At 67.5% G+C, this 19,538-nt stretch carries 20 protein-coding genes and 1 tRNA gene; all 21 read left to right on the top strand.

Features of this window, described 5'->3' with window-relative positions; translation table 11 throughout:
• Positions 1 to 104 precede the first annotated feature (104 nt).
• The 21 genes from ACY48E_RS15425 to garA all read left to right on the top strand — a co-directional run bounded on the left by ACY48E_RS15425 (position 105) and on the right by garA (position 19,537).
• Entirely contained in the window at positions 105 to 1,034 is a 930-nt protein-coding gene (locus ACY48E_RS15425) for a hypothetical protein (protein WP_462873177.1), read from the top strand.
• Positions 1,031 to 2,056 carry an HAD-IIA family hydrolase gene (locus ACY48E_RS15430; RefSeq protein ID WP_462873111.1) on the top strand — a complete coding sequence of 342 codons (1,026 nt, stop codon included), beginning with the start codon at positions 1,031 to 1,033 and terminating at the stop codon, positions 2,054 to 2,056. The genes ACY48E_RS15425 and ACY48E_RS15430 overlap by 4 nt, the downstream gene beginning before the upstream one ends.
• 70 nt (positions 2,057 to 2,126) lie before the next feature.
• A complete protein-coding gene (locus ACY48E_RS15435) occupies positions 2,127 to 2,348 on the top strand; it encodes a hypothetical protein (RefSeq protein ID WP_462873112.1) in 222 nt (73 codons plus the stop codon).
• 1 nt (position 2,349) lies between these two features.
• Positions 2,350 to 3,177, top strand: a complete 828-nt coding sequence (locus tag ACY48E_RS15440; protein ID WP_462873113.1) for a TlyA family RNA methyltransferase — start codon at positions 2,350 to 2,352, stop codon at positions 3,175 to 3,177.
• Positions 3,174 to 4,106 (top strand): NAD kinase, encoded by a 933-nt coding sequence (locus ACY48E_RS15445; protein ID WP_462873114.1) that lies wholly within the window; start codon positions 3,174 to 3,176, stop codon positions 4,104 to 4,106. Before ACY48E_RS15440 ends, ACY48E_RS15445 begins: the two co-directional genes overlap by 4 nt.
• A 3-nt stretch (positions 4,107 to 4,109) precedes the next feature.
• Positions 4,110 to 5,873 (top strand): DNA repair protein RecN, encoded by a 1,764-nt coding sequence (recN, locus tag ACY48E_RS15450; RefSeq protein WP_462873116.1) that lies wholly within the window; start codon positions 4,110 to 4,112, stop codon positions 5,871 to 5,873.
• A gap of 84 nt (positions 5,874 to 5,957) precedes the next feature.
• Complete coding sequence (steA, locus tag ACY48E_RS15455; protein WP_462873117.1) at positions 5,958 to 7,142, top strand: putative cytokinetic ring protein SteA; 1,185 nt, start codon at positions 5,958 to 5,960, stop codon at positions 7,140 to 7,142.
• Complete coding sequence (locus tag ACY48E_RS15460; protein ID WP_462873118.1) at positions 7,139 to 8,083, top strand: copper transporter; 945 nt, start codon at positions 7,139 to 7,141, stop codon at positions 8,081 to 8,083. The genes steA and ACY48E_RS15460 overlap by 4 nt, the downstream gene beginning before the upstream one ends.
• A gap of 132 nt (positions 8,084 to 8,215) precedes the next feature.
• Positions 8,216 to 9,985 (top strand): CTP synthase, encoded by a 1,770-nt coding sequence (locus ACY48E_RS15465; protein WP_462873178.1) that lies wholly within the window; start codon positions 8,216 to 8,218, stop codon positions 9,983 to 9,985.
• A gap of 9 nt (positions 9,986 to 9,994) precedes the next feature.
• Complete coding sequence (locus ACY48E_RS15470; protein ID WP_462873119.1) at positions 9,995 to 10,642, top strand: NUDIX domain-containing protein; 648 nt, start codon at positions 9,995 to 9,997, stop codon at positions 10,640 to 10,642.
• The gene (gene xerD, locus ACY48E_RS15475; protein ID WP_462873120.1) at positions 10,635 to 11,573 is read left to right on the top strand and encodes a site-specific tyrosine recombinase XerD; all 939 of its coding nucleotides are present in this window, start codon (positions 10,635 to 10,637) and stop codon (positions 11,571 to 11,573) included. The genes ACY48E_RS15470 and xerD overlap by 8 nt, the downstream gene beginning before the upstream one ends.
• A 159-nt stretch (positions 11,574 to 11,732) precedes the next feature.
• Entirely contained in the window at positions 11,733 to 12,731 is a 999-nt protein-coding gene (locus ACY48E_RS15480) for a ParA family protein (RefSeq protein WP_462873121.1), read from the top strand.
• A complete protein-coding gene (locus tag ACY48E_RS15485; RefSeq protein WP_462873122.1) occupies positions 12,728 to 13,543 on the top strand; it encodes a segregation and condensation protein A in 816 nt (271 codons plus the stop codon). The genes ACY48E_RS15480 and ACY48E_RS15485 overlap by 4 nt, the downstream gene beginning before the upstream one ends.
• Positions 13,540 to 14,247, top strand: coding sequence for an SMC-Scp complex subunit ScpB (gene scpB / locus ACY48E_RS15490; RefSeq protein WP_462873123.1), 708 nt, complete (start codon positions 13,540 to 13,542; stop codon positions 14,245 to 14,247). The genes ACY48E_RS15485 and scpB overlap by 4 nt, the downstream gene beginning before the upstream one ends.
• A 44-nt stretch (positions 14,248 to 14,291) precedes the next feature.
• Positions 14,292 to 15,284, top strand: coding sequence for a pseudouridine synthase (locus ACY48E_RS15495; RefSeq protein WP_462873124.1), 993 nt, complete (start codon positions 14,292 to 14,294; stop codon positions 15,282 to 15,284).
• Positions 15,285 to 15,310: 26 nt separating this feature from the next.
• Positions 15,311 to 15,985, top strand: a complete 675-nt coding sequence (gene cmk, locus ACY48E_RS15500; protein WP_462873179.1) for a (d)CMP kinase — start codon at positions 15,311 to 15,313, stop codon at positions 15,983 to 15,985.
• Positions 15,982 to 17,439 (top strand): ribosome biogenesis GTPase Der, encoded by a 1,458-nt coding sequence (der, locus tag ACY48E_RS15505; RefSeq protein WP_462873125.1) that lies wholly within the window; start codon positions 15,982 to 15,984, stop codon positions 17,437 to 17,439. Before cmk ends, der begins: the two co-directional genes overlap by 4 nt.
• 75 nt (positions 17,440 to 17,514) lie before the next feature.
• Positions 17,515 to 17,588, top strand: a tRNA-Pro gene (locus ACY48E_RS15510).
• A 154-nt stretch (positions 17,589 to 17,742) separates the two neighbouring features.
• On the top strand, positions 17,743 to 18,366 hold the full coding sequence (locus tag ACY48E_RS15515) for a CDP-alcohol phosphatidyltransferase family protein (RefSeq protein WP_462873126.1): 624 nt from the start codon (positions 17,743 to 17,745) through the stop codon (positions 18,364 to 18,366).
• A 62-nt stretch (positions 18,367 to 18,428) separates the two neighbouring features.
• Positions 18,429 to 18,833 (top strand): glycine cleavage system protein GcvH, encoded by a 405-nt coding sequence (gcvH, locus tag ACY48E_RS15520; RefSeq protein WP_462873127.1) that lies wholly within the window; start codon positions 18,429 to 18,431, stop codon positions 18,831 to 18,833.
• Between the two features lie 227 nt (positions 18,834 to 19,060).
• Positions 19,061 to 19,537 (top strand): glycogen accumulation regulator GarA, encoded by a 477-nt coding sequence (gene garA, locus ACY48E_RS15525; protein ID WP_462873128.1) that lies wholly within the window; start codon positions 19,061 to 19,063, stop codon positions 19,535 to 19,537.
• The last annotated feature ends 1 nt before the right edge of the window (position 19,538 follow it).

Consider the following 19,538-nt stretch of genomic DNA (forward strand, 5'->3'; position numbering starts at 1 on the left):
GACGAAAGGGGACCCACATCGTGGGTCCCCTTTCGCATGTTCGGAGCACTGTGTGATGCAGAATCAAGGCGGCGCTGGACCGAGTGCGCTGCACTGTCGTTGTGATCGTCACTGTCGATGTGATCGTCGGTCGTGTCGGCAGTCGAGAGGGGAATGTGGTGTCGGACGACAGCAGTGAACGCAAGGACGTTCGTGGCGGGGTTCCGCGATCGGCGTCCCGGGCACGCTCGGCCGGTGAACCTCGAGCGGGACGCTCGGGTGTGCCGCACCGCCGGGGAGGTGACCCGGTGTCGCGTCCACGACGTGAGCGTGGCGGACGGCCACTCGACCCCGCGCGGCGTGAGCCGCGCGCGCCCCGGCCCGTCGAGCCGGACCTGCCCGACGAGGTTGCGGCAACAGACCTCGAGCCGGCAGTGCGGCGAGACCTGCTGAGTCTGGACAAGTCGAACGCCGACGCTGTGGCACGTCACCTGGTGATGGTGTCCAAACTCATCGAGGACGATCCGGCGCTTGCGCTGACCCACGCACGTGCTGCGCGTAATCGAGCCGGAAGGATCGCCGTCGTGCGTGAGACCGCCGGCATCGCCGCCTACCACGCCGGCGAGTGGGCCGAGGCGCTGTCCGAGCTGCGCGCTGCGCGCCGGATGGCCGGTGGGCCAGGGCTGGTTGCAGTGATGGCCGACTGTGAGCGCGGCCTCGGGCGACCGGAGCGGGCGATCGAACTCGGCCGCAGTGATGAGGCGCGGCTGCTCACAGGTGACGAGGCGTCCGAGTTACGGATCGTCGTCGCGGGTGCCCGCATGGATCTCGGACAGTACGACCAGGCCGTCGTCACGTTGCAGACCCCCGATCTGGCCGGTGACCGTACCGGCTCGGCCGCAGCCCGTCTGTATTACGCGTACGCCGATGCTCTCGTGGCGGCGGGACGAACCGATGATGGGCTGCAGTGGTTCCTTCGAGCCGCCGCAGCAGACCTGGACGGTGAGACCGACGCCGAGGACCGCGTTGACGAGTTGACCGGTTCGCCCGAATGACGTCGTTCGCCGACCTGTACGACGTGCTACTTCTCGACCTGGACGGAACCCTCTACCGGGGACCGGACCCGGTCCCCGGGACGGTGGAAGTTCTCTCGGCGTGTCCCATCGTGGCCTGGTACGTGACCAACAACGCGAGCCGCAGCGCATCGGCCGTCGCCGATCACCTGACAGATCTCGGCTTCGCGGCCACGTCGGATCGCGTTGTGACCAGCGCGCAGGCAGGCGCTCGCCATTTGGCGCAGACGCTCGCACCCGACTCGTCGGTCCTGGTGGTCGGGAGCGACGATCTGGCACAGGCCGTGGCGGAGGTAGGGCTGCGCCCCGTGCGATCGGCCCAGCCGCGACCGGCCGCCGTCATTCAAGGACACTCGCCCACCACCGACTGGTCGATGATCGCGGAGGCCACGTATGCGATCCGGGCCGGATCCGCGTGGGTGGCCACCAACGCCGACGCCACGCTGCCCACTGCGCGCGGCCTCGGCCCGGGAAACGGCGCGATGGTGGCGGCGGTACGCACGGCCACCGGAGCGGCACCGACGATCACCGGCAAGCCGTTCGCTCCCATCATGAACGATGCGCTCGCGCGCAGCGGTGCGCGGTCGGCGCTCGTGGTCGGCGATCGTCTCGACACCGATATCGCAGGTGCGGCCTCGGTCGGGCTCGATTCCCTGCTCGTACTCACCGGCGTCAGTACCGTCCTCGATCTGCTGAACGCGGTCGAGTCGGAACGGCCGACCTACGTCGCGTTCGACCTGTCCGCCGTCCTGACAGAGAGCGACGGGTTCAGGTTCGATTCGGCGAGCGACCAGCGGTCGTCCTGGTACGCAGTGCTCGTCGACGACGTTCTCACCATCGAGGGACCCGACCGGTCGGATGCAGCGGCGTCGGATGCAGCGGCGTCGGATGCAGTCGACGCGTTGCTGGTTGCCGCACCTGTGGCATGGCGATCGGGAGCGGTGCGGTCGGTGGTTGCCCGCGGCGATCGCGCCGAAGCGGTGATCGCCGACTGGGGTCTGTGATCGGTCGGTCCGAGATCGGCTCTAGTGCCGCGATGTCCGATGTCGCAGGCGTCGACTAGCGTGGTCGGCGATGAACGAGTCGATGCCCCGCCCCGGTGAACACCTGGCGCAGCCGCATGCGCTCATCACCCCTCAGGACCTGGTCGAACGGATCGACGCTCTTCTTGCACAACTGGACACCGTGCCACAGGTCGCGCACGGTGACGAGGTTGCGTTCGCCGAGCAGACCAGGATCCTCGAGGCCGCTCACGAGGTTCTCGTCGGGTCGCTCTCTGCCGTAGAGAAGTCCTGACGTGTCTCGTCGCGCTCGCCTCGACGCCGAATTGGTTCGCAGGGGCCTTGCCAGGTCCCGCGAGCATGCTTCGGAGCTTGTTGCCGCCGGTCGAGTGAAGGTCGCGGGTTCGGTGGCAGTCAAGGCTGCCACCGCAGTCGAGGCCGCAACCCCGCTCGTCGTCACCGAACTCACGGATGAGGTGTCCTGGGCTTCGCGCGGCGCGCACAAGCTCATCGGAGCGCTCGAGGCCTTCTCCGACCAGGGTGTTCGGGTTGCGGGCGCTCGCTGTCTCGACGCCGGCGCGTCCACCGGCGGGTTCACCGACGTGCTCCTCTCTCGCGGTGCCCGCGAGGTGGTCGCGGTGGATGTCGGATACGGGCAACTGGTGTGGAGGCTTCGTTCGGACGAGCGCGTGCGGGTGCTCGATCGCACCAATGTGCGCAACATCGACGCCGATGCCATCGGGGGTCCGGTGGATCTGGTGGTGGCCGACCTGTCGTTCATTTCCTTGAAGCTCGTGCTTCCCGCGTTCGTCGCCTCGATGGGCCCGCGCGCCGATATCGTTCCGATGGTCAAGCCGCAGTTCGAAGTCGGTAAGGATCGTGTCGGTTCGGGCGGGGTCGTGCGGGATCCCCGGCTGCGGGCCGAGGCGGTCGTGGACGTGGCCGAGGCTGCCGCGTCTCTCGGGCTCGCCACCGCTGCGGTGGAACCGAGTCCTCTGCCGGGGCCATCCGGGAACGTCGAATACTTCCTCCTGCTCCGGGCCGCGGACGCGATCGAGGATCCGGATGCGATGCCGTCGGTACGCGAGATGGTTGCCCGTGCTGTCGAGGAAGGACCCCAGTGACCGAGTGCCGCGAAATTCTCGTGGTCGCCAATCCCTGGCGTCCGGACGTGGTCGCCACGGCGGCGCGAGTAGCGAAGACGTTCCACGACAATGGAATTGCCCTCAGGGTCCTGGTGGACGAATACGACAATTCGAAGACCGAACCCACCCGTGAGTTCGGTGACCTCGTCCCCGAGGCAGCCGAGGTCACCGTGGTGGAATTCGGTCCGGACGCCGCGACAGGATGCGAGATGGTCCTGGTTCTCGGCGGCGACGGGACATTGCTGCGGGCTGCCGAGCTTGCCAGGTCGGCCGGGATACCGGTGCTCGGGGTGAACCTCGGCCGCATCGGGTTCCTGGCCGAGGCAGAGGCAGAGAGTCTCGACGTGGCTCTCGATCGTGTCGTTCGTCGTGACTACCGCATCGAGCCGCGCATGACACTCGACGTCACCGTGTCGGTCGACGAGCAGGTGGTCGAGCGTGGTTGGGCTCTCAACGAGGCGAGTGTGGAGAACCGCTCTCGCCTAGGTGTCCTCGAGCTGGTCCTGGAAGTCGACGGTCGCCCGGTCTCGTCCTTCGGCTGCGACGGCATCCTCCTCTCCACACCAACGGGTTCCACGGCGTACGCCTTCTCGGCGGGTGGTCCGGTGGTGTGGCCCGAGCTCGAGGCGATCCTGGTGATCCCGAGCAATGCCCACGCACTGTTCGCGCGACCACTCGTGACCAGTCCGGACTCGCGCATTGCCGTGGAGGTGTTCGATGGCGGTCACGATGCTCTGGTGTTCTGCGACGGCAGACGCACACTGGACCTGCCGGCTGGTGCTCGCCTGGACGTCGTGAGGGGAGCCAAGCCGATTCAATGGGTCAAACTCGACTCGACGCCGTTCGCCGATCGGGTGGTGCACAAGTTCGCCCTCCCTGTCACCGGATGGCGGGGAAGGCCCGGTTAGCCAGTGCTGTCAGAGATCAGGATCTACGGACTCGGTGTCATCTCCGAGGCGCATGCCCAGTTCTCCACCGGATTGACCGTTCTGACCGGCGAGACCGGTGCGGGCAAGACGATGGTGGTGACCAGCCTGCACTTGCTCTCGGGTGCTCGGGCCGACCCATCGCGTGTACGAATCGGCGCAGATCGTGCGATCGTCGAAGGGCGCTTCACCACCGATGCGGCACCCGAGCGGTCGGTCTCCGACATCGATGAGTTGCTCGAATCCACCGGCGGCCGACGCGATGACGACGACAGCATCATTGCCGTGCGCACGGTCGGAGGCGACGGACGCTCGCGCGCCTACCTCGGCGGCCGCAGTGTGCCGGCGGGCGTGCTGTCGGAGTTCACCGGCTCGCTGCTGACCGTCCACGGTCAGAACGATCAGCTACGGCTCCAGCGTCCCGAGGAACAGCTGGCTGCCCTGGACCGTTTCGGCGGGGCTCGGATCGCATCGCTCGTCGAGAAGTACCGGCGGGACCGGGAGGAGTGGCTGAGCGCGGCAACCGAACTACGCGAGCGTCGCGAGAGGTCACGCGAACTCGCCCGTGAAGCCGACCAGCTCCAGTTCGCCCTGGCCGACATCGATGCGATCGACCCGGCGCCCGGCGAGGACGAGGAGATAGCGGCCGCCGTGAGGAGGCTCAGCGACCTCGATTCCCTGCGGAACGCTGCGCTCGGCGCACAGGAAGCGTTGGTCGGCGGCGACGACGGCATCGATGCCGCATCGGTGATGAGCCTGCTCGGTCAGGCTCGGGAGCGGGTGCAGACCTCCGGAGATCCGACGCTCAGCGCGTTGTCGGACCGGGTGAGCGAGGCGATCTCCGTCGTGACCGACGTCGCGTCCGATCTGTCGTCGTATCTCGGGGATCTACCGACGGACGAGACCTCCCTCGAGGCGCTCCTTGCTCGGCAGGCCGACCTGAAGAATCTCACTCGCAAGTACGCAGCGGATGTGGACGGTGTCATCGAATGGGCGCGCTCTGCGCGCGAACGCCTCGCGAGTATCGACGTCTCGGCCGAGGCTCTCGACGAGCTGGCCGCGAGGGTTTCCGATGCTGCTGGTCGGACCGCGAACGCTGCATCGGCGTTGACGTCCGCACGCACGAAGGCTGCGGTCGGGCTCGCGAAGGCGGTCAGTGCCGAACTCGCCGGGTTGGCGATGGGCAAGGCGTCACTCGAGGTGTCGGTGGCGCCGCGCGAGGCCGGTGCAGCCGACGCGGCCGCCCTCGAGGTGGACGGTCGGACGGTGCATGCGGGTTCGACCGGAGTCGACGAGGTGGAGTTCAGGCTGGCAGCGCACAGCGGCGCTCGGGCATTGTCGCTGAACAAGAGTGCGTCCGGTGGCGAGCTCTCACGTGTGATGCTCGCTCTGGAAGTTGTTCTGGCCGGCTCGGACTCGGGTGTCACCATGGTCTTCGACGAGGTCGATGCAGGCGTGGGTGGTCGCGCTGCGGTGGAGATCGGCAAACGTCTCGCGCGTCTGGCCCGTACCCATCAGGTCATCGTCGTCACGCACTTGGCGCAGGTGGCGGCCTATGCCGACACGCACTTGATGGTCGACAAGACCGACGGGCAGGCGGGCCCCGACAGTGGGGTTCGCTCGCTGTCGGACGCCGAGCGTGTGGTCGAGCTCGCCCGCATGTTGGCGGGTCTGGGCGATACCGAGACCGGGCGTGCGCACGCCGAGGAACTGTTGACGACCGCTACCGCGGAGCGCGAGGCGCCCTGACTCGTGTGACTGGTGTGGCCGAAGTGTCGAATGGTACGGCGCGCCTCCTCCGCTGAGGATGTCCGCGCGGTCATCATCGAGTGCATGAAGATGCCTGCACTGCTCTCGCGTAGTACCGACTCGCTGCCCGGAGTCACAGGAATCGCCCGGGTGGACCGCAACACGTCCAAGCTCCTGAAGAGAGTGGGCCCCGGCGACGTCGTGGTCCTCGATGAACTCGACCTCGACCGCAATTGCGCCGACGCGCTGGTCGAGGCGGGTGTGACCGCCGTTGTCAACGTGTCGGCCTCGATGTCTGGGCGCTACCCCAACCTCGGCCCGGAGGTCCTGCTGGCCAACGGCATCGTGCTGATCGATTCGGTCGGGCCGGACGGCTTCTCACGTATCAAGGACGGTCAGAAGGTTCGACTCGACGAGGGTGTGGTGTACGCCGGTGAGAAGACCCTCGCCACCGGTACACACCAGAGCGAGTCCGACATATCCGATCGGATGATCGAGGCCAAGGCCGGCCTGATCGATCACCTCGAGGCGTTCTCGGGGAACACGATCGAGTTCATCCGCGCGGAGAGCCCGCTGTTGATCGACGGTGTCGGAATCCCGGACGTGGACGTGCGGATCGCGGGTCGCCACGTCGTTGTCGTCACCGACGGCCCCGAGCACATGTCGGATCTGAAGTCCCTCAAGCCGTTCATCAAGGAGTACTCACCCATCCTGATCGGCGTCGACGGTGGTGCGGACGCCCTCACGGAGGCGGGCTACCGACCGGACCTGATCGTCGGGGACCCCGAGGTGATCAGTACTCGCTCGCTCAAGTCCGGCGCCGAGGTGGTGCTGCCCGCCGATACCGACGGCCATGCCAACGGACTCTCCCGGATCCAGGATCTCGGGATCGGCGCGGTGACGTTCCCGGCCACCGCCACCCCGGCCGATCTCGCACTCATCCTCGCCGATCACCACGGCGCATCCCTGATCGTGACGGTGGGCTGCTCTGCCTCGCTCGACGAGTTCTTCGACAGCGAGAAGCGCGCGAGTACTCCATCGACCTTCATGACCAGGCTCAAGGTCGGGCCGAAACTCGTCGACGCCAAGGCGATGGCGACGCTCTACCGCACCCGAGTGTCCGGCGTGGCGGTGGCCCTGCTGGTTCTGGCGGCTCTCGTGGCGGTGATCGCTGCGCTGGTGGTGACCAACGGTGGTCAGGAGACTCTCGATTGGGCCATACAGACCTGGAACAGCTTCGCGCTGTGGGTTCGGGGGCTCCTTCCGTGATTTCGCTTCGCCAGCATGCCATCTCGTTGGTGGCGGTGTTCTTGGCGCTGGCCGTCGGGGTCGTACTCGGTTCGGGGCTGCTCTCCGGCAGCGTGCTGTCGGGGTTGCGCGACGACAAGGCCGACCTGCAGTCCCGCGTGGACGCGCTGCAGAACGACAAGAATGCACTCAACGAACGCCTCAACGCCGCCGACGGTTTCGATGCCGCGGTCGCCGGACGCATCGTCTCGGGTGTGCTGGCCTCGCGCACGGTGATGGTGTTCACCACGCCCGATGCCGATCCTGCGGACGTCGACGCCATCACCGGTCTGATCAACCAGGCAGGTGGGTCGGTATCGGGCCGTGTCGGTCTGACCGAGTCGTTCGTCTCTGCAGCGAGCGGGGACGACCTGCGCACGCGCCTGACGAACGTGGTCCCGGCGGGGGTCCAACTTCGCACGGGCGCGGTCGACCAGGGCAGCCTCGCCGGTGACCTTCTCGGGGCAGTGCTGTTGCTGAACGCGCAGAGTGCGCAGCCTCAGAGCACCCCGGCCGAACTCGGCCTGGCCCTGGACACCCTGCGCAGCGGCGGCTTCATCACCTACGACGACAACACGGTGCGACCCGGCCAGTTGGCTGTGGTCATCACCGGTGCGAGCAGCAGTACCGACGACGGCAACCGAGGTGCGATCGTGGCCCGGTTCGCCGGTGCCCTCGATGCGCGCGGTGCCGGCACCGTACTGGCGGGACGGCCCGCATCGGCGACGGGGACCGGAGCGATTGCCGTGGTTCGGTCCGACGCGGCGCTGTCCGCCGGTCTGAGCACGGTCGACGACATCGATCGGCAATCCGGTCGTGTGACCTCGATCCTCGCACTCGGCGAACAGCTCGCTGGTTTCGCGGGCCGCTACGGCACCGGACCCTCCGCTACCGCGATCACGGTGGGCGCTCCGGCCAAGTGACGGGTTCCCCCCGCCGCCCGGGCCGGGGCGGCGTGTTGTGGGACCCTCCGGAGCATTGGTGTTACCGTGAAGTCCCGTGGTCGGGTACATCCGAGCCACTTCTCCACCGCCGACATCGTCGGCGTGGGGGAGATGCCGAACGACGTCACGGGAGTTCTCTTGGCACAGATTCGCGCTCAGGCGCGCGGGGACATCAAGCACATCTTCGTCAGCGGTGGTGTCGCGTCCTCGCTCGGTAAGGGCTTGACCGCCTCGAGCCTGGGGCAACTGCTCACGGCGCGAGGTCTGCGGGTCACGATGCAGAAGCTCGACCCCTACCTCAACGTCGATCCCGGGACGATGAACCCGTTCCAGCACGGCGAGGTCTTCGTGACCGAGGACGGCGCCGAGACGGACCTTGACGTCGGACACTACGAGCGGTTCCTCGATCGCGACCTATCGGCCGATGCCAATGTCACCACCGGACAGGTGTACTCGACGGTCATTGCGAAGGAGCGCCGCGGCGAGTATCTCGGTGACACGGTGCAGGTGATCCCGCACATCACCGACGAGATCAAGAGTCGGATCCTGGCGATGCGAGGACCCGACCTGCAGGGTCACCTTCCCGACGTGGTGATCACCGAGATCGGTGGCACCGTCGGCGATATCGAGTCGCAACCCTTCCTCGAGGCCGCTCGCCAGATTCGTCACGACGTGGGGCGGGAGAACGTCTTCTTCCTCCACGTGTCCCTCGTTCCGTTCCTGGCTCCGTCCGGGGAACTGAAGACCAAGCCGACGCAGCACTCGGTGGCTGCACTGCGCAGCATCGGTATCGCTCCCGACGCCCTGATCCTTCGGTGTGACCGCGACGTGCCACCGGCACTGAAGAACAAGATTGCACTGATGTGTGACGTCGACGTCGACGGCTGCATCTCCACCCCCGACGCGCCGTCGATCTACGACATCCCCAAGGTGCTGCACCGTGAAGGTCTCGATGCGTACGTGGTGCGCAGGTTGGGTCTGCCGTTCCGCGATGTGGACTGGACGGTGTGGGGCACCCTGCTCGAGCGGGTCCACCAGCCGCGCGAGACGGTGTCGGTTGCGCTGGTGGGCAAGTACGTAGATCTACCCGACGCGTACCTCTCGGTCACCGAGGCGCTCCGTGCGGGCGGGTTCGCCCATCGTGCGAAGGTCGACATCGTGTGGGTGCCGTCCGATGAGTGCGCCACGCCGGCCGGCGCCGCCGCCGCCCTCGAACGTGTTCAGGCCGTGCTGATTCCGGGCGGGTTCGGGATTCGGGGAATCGAGGGCAAACTCGGGGCCATCACATATGCACGAACCCGCGCCATCCCCACCCTGGGTCTGTGCCTGGGTCTGCAGTGCATGGTGATCGAGGCTGCCCGGTCGGTCGGCCTGACGGGCGCGAACTCCGCCGAGTTCGATCCCGACACCACCGACCCCGTGATCTCGACGATGGCCGACCAGGAGAAGGCCGTGGCCGGTGAGGCCGACCTCGGCGGGACCATGCGCCTGGGGTCCTACCCCGCCGTACTGACCAGGGGATCGGTCGTGGCCCGCGCCTACGGCACCGAGAACGTCACCGAGCGGCATCGGCACCGCTACGAGGTGAACAACGCCTACCGTGACCGGATCGCGGAGAGCGGTCTGCAGTTCAGCGGAACATCGCCGGACGGGACACTGGTCGAGTTCGTCGAATTGCCCGCCGACACCCACCCGTTCTTCGTGGCCACCCAGGCACACCCAGAGCTCAAGTCGCGGCCCACGCGCCCCCATCCGCTGTTCGCGGCGCTGATCGGCGCCGCGCTGACCTACAAGGCGGCCGAGCGACTCGAGGTGGACGTCCACGTCGACGAGCCCACGCCGGTCCCCCCGTCGACACCGGTGACGGTCGAGACGGCCTGAGAGCGCGCGGTGCCCGATCGTCACGAGTTCGAAACGCTGGATTCGACGCTCATCCACTCCGGCGCGGTGTTGGCACTACGCGTGGATTCGGTGTCGATGCCCGATGGTCGCACCGCCCGCCGCGAAGTCGTCGAGCATCACGGCGGGGTCGCCGTGGTCGCGGTCGACGACCGTGGCGACGGCGCCGAGACCATCGTGCTGATCAGTCAGTACCGCCACCCGATGCGGACACGGCTGCTCGAGCTCCCGGCGGGCATGCTCGACGTGCCGGGAGAGGACCCCCTCGCCGCGGCTCGGCGGGAACTGGCCGAGGAGACGGGTCTGGCCGCGAAGCGCTGGTCCCTGCTGGTCGACGTGGCGGCGTCGCCGGGGTTCACCGACGAGGTGGTGCGTATCTTCCTTGCGGAGGGTCTCACCGAGACCGATCGCCCCGATCCCGTCCACGAGGAAGCCGACATCGAGTTGGTGCGCATGGATCTGCCCGGTGCGGCCGCGGCGGTACTGGACGGCCGCATCGTCAATCCAGCCGCGGTGGCGGGCATCCTGGCGCTCGGCGCCCTGCGATGGGGTCCGGGCCTGGACCCGCGCCCGCTCGACGCACCGTGGCGGGATCGCCCGACGGCGTTCGAACGCAGACAGCAGCGACCCGGTGTCTGAGCGCGCGCCTGCGCCACGTCTCGCCGGGGTGGTGCAGACATATCTCGACCATCTCACCGTCGAGCGGGGATCGGCGCACAACACGATCACCTCCTATCGCCGGGATCTCGATCGCTATCTGGCCTACCTGGCCACCCGCGAGGTCACCGAGCTGGCCGGGGTGACCGAGCGCGACGTCGCCGACTTCGTGCTCGCGCTGCGACAGGGCTCGCCGGGGTGCGCACCACTTGCCGCGAGTTCGGCGGCTCGCGCTCTGATCGCGGTGCGGGGGCTGCACCGGTTCGCCGCTGCCGAAGGCATCGTCGACGTGGATGTCGCCGCACCCGTCAAACCGCCCGCGCCGTCGCGCCGCCTGCCCAAGTCGCTCCCGCACGAGACGGTGTTCGCGCTGCTCGACGCAGCCGTCGGGACCGCGGGCGACACTCCTCGCGGGTTACGCGATCGCGCTTTGCTGGAACTGCTGTACTCCACCGGCGCCCGGATCTCGGAGGCCGTCGGCCTCGACATCGACGACATGGACACCGCGACGCGGTCGGTTCTCCTGCGGGGCAAGGGTGGAAAGCAACGGATGGTGCCCGTCGGCCGTCCGGCGATCGATGCGGTGGACGCCTACCTCGTGCGCGGGCGGCCCACCCTGGCCACGCGCAACACACCCGCGCTGTTCCTCAATGTTCGTGGTGGACGGTTGTCCCGGCAGAGTGCGTGGCAGGTCCTCCAGGACACCGCACAGCGCGCGGGGATCGCGTCCGGTGTCTCGCCGCACGTCCTGCGGCACTCCTTCGCGACCCACCTCCTCGACGGCGGCGCAGACGTCCGAGTGGTGCAGGAACTCCTCGGCCACGCGTCGGTGACCACCACCCAGATCTACACTCTCGTCACGGTCACCACCCTCCGCGAGGTCTGGGCCCAGGCCCACCCGCGCGCTCACTAGCGTGTCCGAACCCGAGACCGGCCGCACGGGCGGGTAGCGTTTCGGGCAGCCCTGGTCCCCGCGGCCAGGTGAAGTCGCCGAAGAACAGTCGCACCCAGCAAGATCGTTCATCCAGCAACATCGCATGCAGGATCGTCCGGAACAGGAGCGCAAGCACTCGTGGTGTCGCCGCAGCCGGGAGCCAACGACAAGGCTCAGGACGAGGGGGTGCTCTTTCGTGCTCGATTCGCCGAGTCCGAGGCGTCCGACCGGGCCGCCGTCGGGGCGCAGTCGGTCGAGGGCGAGGCCGCACCGCCCGTCGGGGGTGATCCCACCGTTCATGGACCCACCGGACGGGTGAGGCGAGATATTCCCGACCCGGCACCCCTGACTCGCCACGGCCCCGCCGTCGTGGTGGCCGTGTGCAACCAGAAGGGTGGGGTGGGCAAGACCACCACCACGATCAACCTCGGCGCTTCGCTGGCGGAGTACGGTCGCCGGGTTCTGCTGGTGGACCTCGATCCTCAGGGCGCCTTGTCCGCAGGCCTCGGTGTTGCACACCACGAACTCGATCTGACGGTGCACAATCTCCTCGTCGAGCCGCGCGTGTCCGTCGACGACGTTCTGATGCGCACACGCGTCGACAACCTCGACCTGCTCCCGAGCAACATCGACCTTTCCGCCGCCGAGATCCAATTGGTCTCGGAGGTCGGTCGTGAACACACCCTCGGTCGGGTCCTGCACCCGATCCTCGACCGCTACGACTACGTCCTCATCGACTGCCAGCCGTCGCTGGGCCTGCTCACCGTCAATGCCCTCGCCTGCGCGGACGAGGTGATCATTCCGATGGAGTGCGAGTACTTCAGCCTGCGCGGGTTGGCCCTGCTCAACGACACCGTGAACAAGGTGCGTGAACGGCTCAACCCGCGACTGTCACTCGGCGGCATCGTGGTCACGATGTTCGATGCGCGCACCCTGCACTCGCGCGAGGTGATGAATCGGGTGGTCGAAGTGTTCGGCGACACGGTTTTCGACACCGTCGTCACCCGCACGGTGCGGTTCCCCGAGACCTCGGTCGCCGGTGAGCCGATCACCTCGTGGGCGCCCAAGTCGTCGGGCGCGCAGGCGTATCGGGACCTCGCCCGTGAGGTCATTCATCGGGACACCTCACACACATGACGAGCGTCGTCTCATCGGAGCCGGTCGAGACGAGCGGCGGTTTCCGGGTGCGCCTCGACAATTTCGAGGGCCCTTTCGATTTGTTGCTGACCCTGATCAACTCACACCGCCTCGACGTGACGGAGGTGGCGTTGCACGTGGTCACGGACGAGTTCATCGCCTACACACGTGAACTCGGTCCGGATCTCGGGCTCGACCAGACCACCGAGTTCCTCGTCGTCGCTGCCACCCTGCTCGATCTCAAGGCCGCTCGACTGTTGCCGGCGGGCGATGTCGAGGACGCCGAGGACCTTGCCCTGCTCGAGGTGCGGGACCTGCTGTTCGCCCGACTGCTGCAGTACCGCGCGTACAAGCAGGTTGCGCAACTGTTCGCCGAACTCGAAGGCACTGCACTGCAACGCTATCCACGTTCGGTATCGCTCGAGGACCGCTACGCCGCATTGCTGCCCGAGGTACTGCTCGGAGTTGACCCGCTGCGTTTCGCGGAGATCGCTGCCGCGGCCTTCACGCCGAAACCTGTTCCGGCCGTTGGGCTGAGCCACCTGCACTCGTCGACCGTGTCCGTGCCCGAACACGCCGCAGCGATCATGGAGATCCTGCGCCTCGGCGGGCCGGGACACTGGACGAGCTTCGCGTCGCTCGTGGCGCAGTGCACCGCGCCGGTCGAGGTTGTCGCTCGGTTCCTTGCCCTGCTCGAGCTCTACCGCGAGCGTGCCGTGGCGTTCGAGCAGGCCGATCCGCTCGGGGAACTGACGGTCACCTGGACCGGTGAGGAAACCGACGACCTGCGCATGGACCCGGACTACGGATGACGGAGGATGGGGCGATGAGCGAGTCCGCGGAGACGCTGGACATCCTCGACGACGATCGCTTGCGTCGCGCGCTCGAGGCTCTCCTGCTGGTGGTCGACTCCCCGGCGTCGACGGAGTTGCTGGCGGGCGCGCTCGGTTCGACGGTCGCGAGGGTGCACGAGCATCTGACGTCGATGGCGGCCGAGCTGGACGAGCAGGGCAGTGGCATCGATCTGCGGTTCGCGGGCGACGGGTGGCGGTTCTACACGCGCACGGAGTTCGCTCCGTACGTGGAGAAGCTTCTTCTCGATGGTGCGCGATCCAAGCTCACTCGCGCGGCTTTGGAAACCTTGGCGGTGATCGCCTATCGTCAACCGGTTACCCGCGCACGCGTCGGAGCCGTACGCGGGGTGAACGTCGACGGGGTGATGCGCACCCTGCTAGCTCGCGGTCTCATCGCCGAGGCCGGACTCGATCCGGACTCCGGTGGCACGCAGTACGTGACCACCGAGATGTTTCTCGAGCGACTGGGCCTGGCCTCGTTGGCGGATCTCCCCGATCTGGCTCCGCTGTTGCCGGGTGTCGACATGATCGACGACATCAGTGACAGTCTGGACACCGACCCCAGAATGCTGCGCGCACAGGGCATCGCCCCGAACGCGGAACCGAACGGCGGAGTACCCGAGGAGGGGGCACTGCGGTTCGATACCGAGGCCGACTCCTGACGGTGTTGGCCCACACGAAGTTCTCTCCAGAGGAAGCAGTACAAGTGAAGACACCCGCTCGCCGAGATGGCACACCGGATCGCAACAAGGCCGCCGGCACGAGGAAGCCCCGTCCCCGGAAGGGTGGTGCAACCACTCCCCATAAGGGTGGTGCAACCACCAACGCCCGCGCGATCAACCCCGAGATCCCGCGCAAGAACCCCAAGCCGACGCGCAAGGTCGCCGTGGCGCCGACCATCAGCAATGCCAAGCCGGCCCGTCACCAGAACGTCGACACCGCCGCACGTCGTCAGCTGCCCGCAGGCGAGGGTGTGCGGCTGCAGAAGGTGCTCGCTCAGGCGGGGGTCGCCTCCCGGCGAGCAGCCGAGGAACTGATCGAGCAGGGTCGGGTGGAGGTCGACGGGCGCATCGTCACCGAGCAGGGACTTCGTGTCGATCCGGGCACGGCGGTGGTGCGTGTCGACGGCACGAGAGTGATGGTCAAGGCCGATCTGGTGCACATTGCGCTGAACAAGCCGCGCGGATGGCAGTCGACGATGTCCGACGACCTCGGGCGCCCCTGCATCGGCGACATCGTGGCCGAGCGGGTGCAGGCCGGGCAGCGCCTGTTCCACGTCGGCCGCCTCGACGCCGACACCGAGGGCCTGATCCTGCTGACCAACGACGGCGATCTCGCGCACCGGCTGATGCACCCTTCGTTCGAGGTGTCCAAGACGTACCTGGCAACCGTCCACGGCACGATCGATCGGAGCGTGGGCAAGCGCATGCGCACGGGCGTCACGCTCGACGACGGTCCGGCCTCGGTGGACACGTTCACCATCCTCGACATCAACGAGGGCAAGTCGTTGGTGAAGGTGGTGCTGCACGAGGGTCGCAAACATATCGTCCGCCGACTGTTCGACGCGGTGGGGCACCCGGTGATCCGGTTGGTGCGCACCGACATCGGCGCCGTCGCACTCGGGGATCAGCGCCCGGGTACGCTGCGTGTCCTCGGTCGCGGCGAGGTGTCGAGTCTGTACGGGGCGGTGGGACTGTGAGCGCCGGCGCCTCGCGAGGGGAGCCGATGGTCGTGGCCATGGACGGCCCGTCCGGGACCGGCAAGTCCACCGTGTCCAGAAGACTGGCCCGCGAGCTCGGAGCCGAATATCTCGATACCGGGGCGATGTACCGGGCGGCCACCGTGTGGGTCCTCGACAACGATGTCGACCCCGACGACACCGAGGCTGTGGCCGCAACGGTGGACACCCTCGAACTCGTCATCGGGACAGATCCCGAGGTCGAGTCGGTGACCGTCGGTGGCCGCGACGTCTCCGGTCGCATCCGCGGCCCCGAGGTGACCGCGGCCGTGTCGGCCGTGTCCGCCGTCTCGCCGGTGCGCGCTGCGTTGGTGGCACATCAGCGTCGACTGGTGCGCTCGACCACACGCATCGTCGTGGAGGGGCGGGACATCGGCACCGTGGTACTGCCCGATGCCGATGTGAAGATCTTCCTGACCGCCTCGGCGCGGACCCGCGCGCAACGACGTCACGGGCAGGATCTGCGTGAGGGCAGGCGCACCGAGTTCGACGCCGTGCTCGCCGACGTCGAACGGCGTGACGCGGCAGATTCCTCGCGCGCCGACTCACCGCTGCGACCGGCCGAGGACTCGCTACGCGTGGACACCAGCGATCTCGACGCAGACGGCGTGGTGGAGTTGCTGGTGTCGCTGGTCGTCGAACGAACGGGAGTACTCAGATGAGCGATGGTGCGTACCCCTCGCCGGGGGACTACACCTCCGCGGGCGACTCCTTCGCCGGCGACGGTACCTGGTCCGAGGAATCGGATTGGGATTCAGTGGTTTTCGACGACGACGAGTCCCTCGACGAATCTGTGGCCGTGCCCACCCTCGCTGTGGTGGGCCGTCCCAACGTGGGCAAGTCGACTCTCGTCAACCGCATCATCGGCCGTCGCGAGGCGGTGGTCGAGGACGTACCCGGCGTGACGCGCGACCGCGTCTCCTACGAGGCCAACTGGAGCGGCCGCCGGTTCCTGGTGCAGGACACCGGGGGGTGGGAGCCGGATGCGAAGGGCCTGCAGGCTGCGGTGGCGCGGCAGGCCGAGCACGCGATGGCGACCGCGGACGCGATCCTGATGGTGGTCGACGCCGTGGTCGGGGCAACGGCGACAGACGAGGCGGCAGCCAAGGTGCTGCGTCGGTCGAAGACGCCGGTGATCCTCGTCGCAAACAAGGTCGACGACGAACGCACCGAATCCGAGGCCGCTGCACTGTGGTCGCTCGGTCTGGGCGAGCCGCGTGCTGTCAGCGCCTCTCATGGCCGGGGGACCGGCGACCTGCTCGACGATGTACTGGCCGTACTGCCGGAGACCCCGCGGGAGGGAACCGGCGTCGCCGGTCCTCGCCGGGTGGCCCTGGTGGGTAAGCCGAACGTCGGCAAGTCGTCGCTGTTGAACAAGCTGACCGGCGACGAACGGTCGGTGGTGCACGACGTCGCCGGGACCACGGTCGACCCTGTCGACTCGCTCGTCGAGCTCGGCGGCAAGGTGTGGCGTTTCGTGGACACCGCAGGTCTGCGCAAGCGGGTCTCGCACGCCAGCGGCGCCGAGTTCTACGCCTCGCTTCGGACGAAGGGCGCGATCGACGCCGCCGAGGTGGCCATTCTGCTGATCGATGCGTCGGAGCCCATCTCCGAGCAGGACCTTCGGGTGTTGTCGATGGTGGCCGACGCCGGACGGGCCTTGGTGATCGCGTTCAACAAGTGGGATCTGGTGGACGAGGATCGCCGCGAGCGCCTCGAGCGGGAGATCGACCGCGACCTCTCGCGGGTGCCCTGGGCGCAGCGGGTGAACGTGTCCGCGCGCACCGGTCGCGCCGTCGCGAAACTGGTGCCCGCGATCGAGACGTCGTTGGCATCGTGGGACAAGCGCATACCCACAGGTCGGCTCAATTCGTGGCTCAAGGAGGTCGTGGCAGCCACCCCTCCACCGATGCGTGGGGGGCGCCTGCCGCGAGTGATGTTCGCGACCCAGGCCGGCACGCGACCCCCGACGTTCGTGCTGTTCACCACGGGGTTTCTCGAGGCTGGATACCGGCGATTCCTCGAGCGGCGACTGCGCGAGGAGTTCAACTTCGATGGCAGCCCGGTGCGGATCTCGGTGCGAATCCGGGAGAAGCGAGACCGCTCGCGGCGGTGAATGCGAGCACGGCACGGCGATTGGCTTCCGGCAACGGCGCTGCGGTAGTCTCGGCGAGCGCCCCGCGGGGTGCGGCGGGCTGTGGCGCAGCTTGGTAGCGCACCTGACTGGGGGTCAGGTGGTCGCAGGTTCAAATCCTGTCAGCCCGACACGAGAAGCACTGACGCTCCGTCAGCTGCTCATCTGCCTACGTTCGTCCACCATGCCCGAGTCGTCGGCAGAGGATTACTCGGCAGCGCGTTGTTCACAACCACGTCCGACCCGATGTGCGACGCTGATCCGATGGCGGAACAGTCTCGGCGAGTGAGTAGTACCGAATCGGCGAGGGCTCCCGATCCGGAGGGCCGAGTGCTCACCGTGCCGAACCTCCTGAGTTTTCTGCGGCTGCTCGGCGTGCCCCTGCTGGTGTATCTGCTCGTGGTCCAGAAGGCCGACGGGTGGGCTCTGGCGATTCTGATCGCGAGCAGCGCCACCGACTGGTTGGACGGCAAACTGGCGCGTCTGCTCGATCAGACCAGCCGGCTCGGTGCCCTGCTCGATCCCCTGGTCGACCGCCTCTTCGTGGTGGCGACCCTGTTCGCGTTCGTCCTCAGGGACCTGCTGCCCTGGTGGGTTGCTCTCGCCCTCATCGGCCGCGACGCGGTACTGGGGCTCACCATGTTCGTGTATCGACGTCGTGGTCTGCCTCCGCCCGAGGTGATCTACCTCGGCAAGGCAGCCACGTTCGTCATCATGGTGGCGCTGCCGCTGATCCTCGCCGCACAGTTGGACTGGTCGGGTGCAACGGTCGTGGAGCCGATCGCACGAGCGCTGCTCGTCTGGGGGACCGGCCTCTACATCTGGACCGGGCTGCTGTATCTGTGGAAAGCGGTCGCGGTCGCACGAGATGTTCCGCCGCTGTTGCACGAACAGAATCCACGCCCATAGGGTCGTGAAGTCCCGGAAGGGCATTCGGTGCCCTCCGACACTCCTCGAAAGGACCCGCGACGGTGAGCGATCCCGACGTACCGACGGAACTGCGTTACACGACCGAGCACGAGTGGGTCCGGCGCTCCGGTCCGACGACGGTGCGTGTGGGAATCACCAACTACGCCCAGACCCAGCTGGGCGACGTCGTCTTCGTACAGTTGCCCACGATCGACGAATCGGTCGAGTCGGGCGAATCGCTCGGTGAGGTCGAGTCGACCAAGAGCGTCTCCGAGATCTATTCACCTCTGACCGCCAAAGTCGTTGCAGTGAACGGTGATCTGGATGGTGATCCCGAACTGGTCAACTCCGATCCCTACGGAGAGGGGTGGTTGGTGGACCTCGCCGTCGACTCCGAGGACGAACTCGACGAGGCCCTCGATGCGATGCTCGACGCGGAGGCGTACACAGCGATCACGGACGGGTAACGTCTGGCGACCCTTGGGTGCCGAGGATCGACGTGTGTGCACCGATGCGGGGTACGGTCGGTAAGGTTCCTACTCGTGGTCCGCGGCTGACCGCGGTCGCGGAGAGATCGCAGGAGTTCTCGCGCTCACTTCGATGAGCACGTCCCGGGGGCCACCGCGACTTGGTACGAATTACGTGCTGCACCGTCCCGGCTGTCATCAGGACGGTCACACCGAGGAGGAGAAACGTGAGCGAGAACGACGGCGGCTTCGGCGAGGCACCGGTGGAAACCACCTCGGTCTTCCGGGCAGACTTCCTGAACGAGATTGACAGTGCGGCCGCGAGCCCATCGTCCGATGCGCCCGTGTCCGGTGTCGAGGGACTCCCGGTCGGTTCGGCGCTGCTCGTGGTCAAGCGCGGACCGAACGCCGGCTCTCGTTTCCTGCTCGATCAGGCGACCACCTCCGCCGGTCGCCACCCCGACAGCGACATCTTCCTCGACGACGTGACCGTCAGCCGCCGCCACGCGGAGTTCCGTCAGGAGGGTCCGGACTTCCAGGTGGTCGACGTCGGCAGCCTCAACGGCACCTACGTCAATCGGGAGCCCGTGGATTCCGCCGTTCTCGCGAACGGCGACGAGGTGCAGATCGGCAAGTTCCGTCTGGTGTTCCTGACTGGTCCGCGTGCTGCCGCTGATTCCTCCGATCCGGGCTCGGGTAGGTAAC

Source organism: Rhodococcus sp. AZ1 (genome assembly GCF_054979605.1).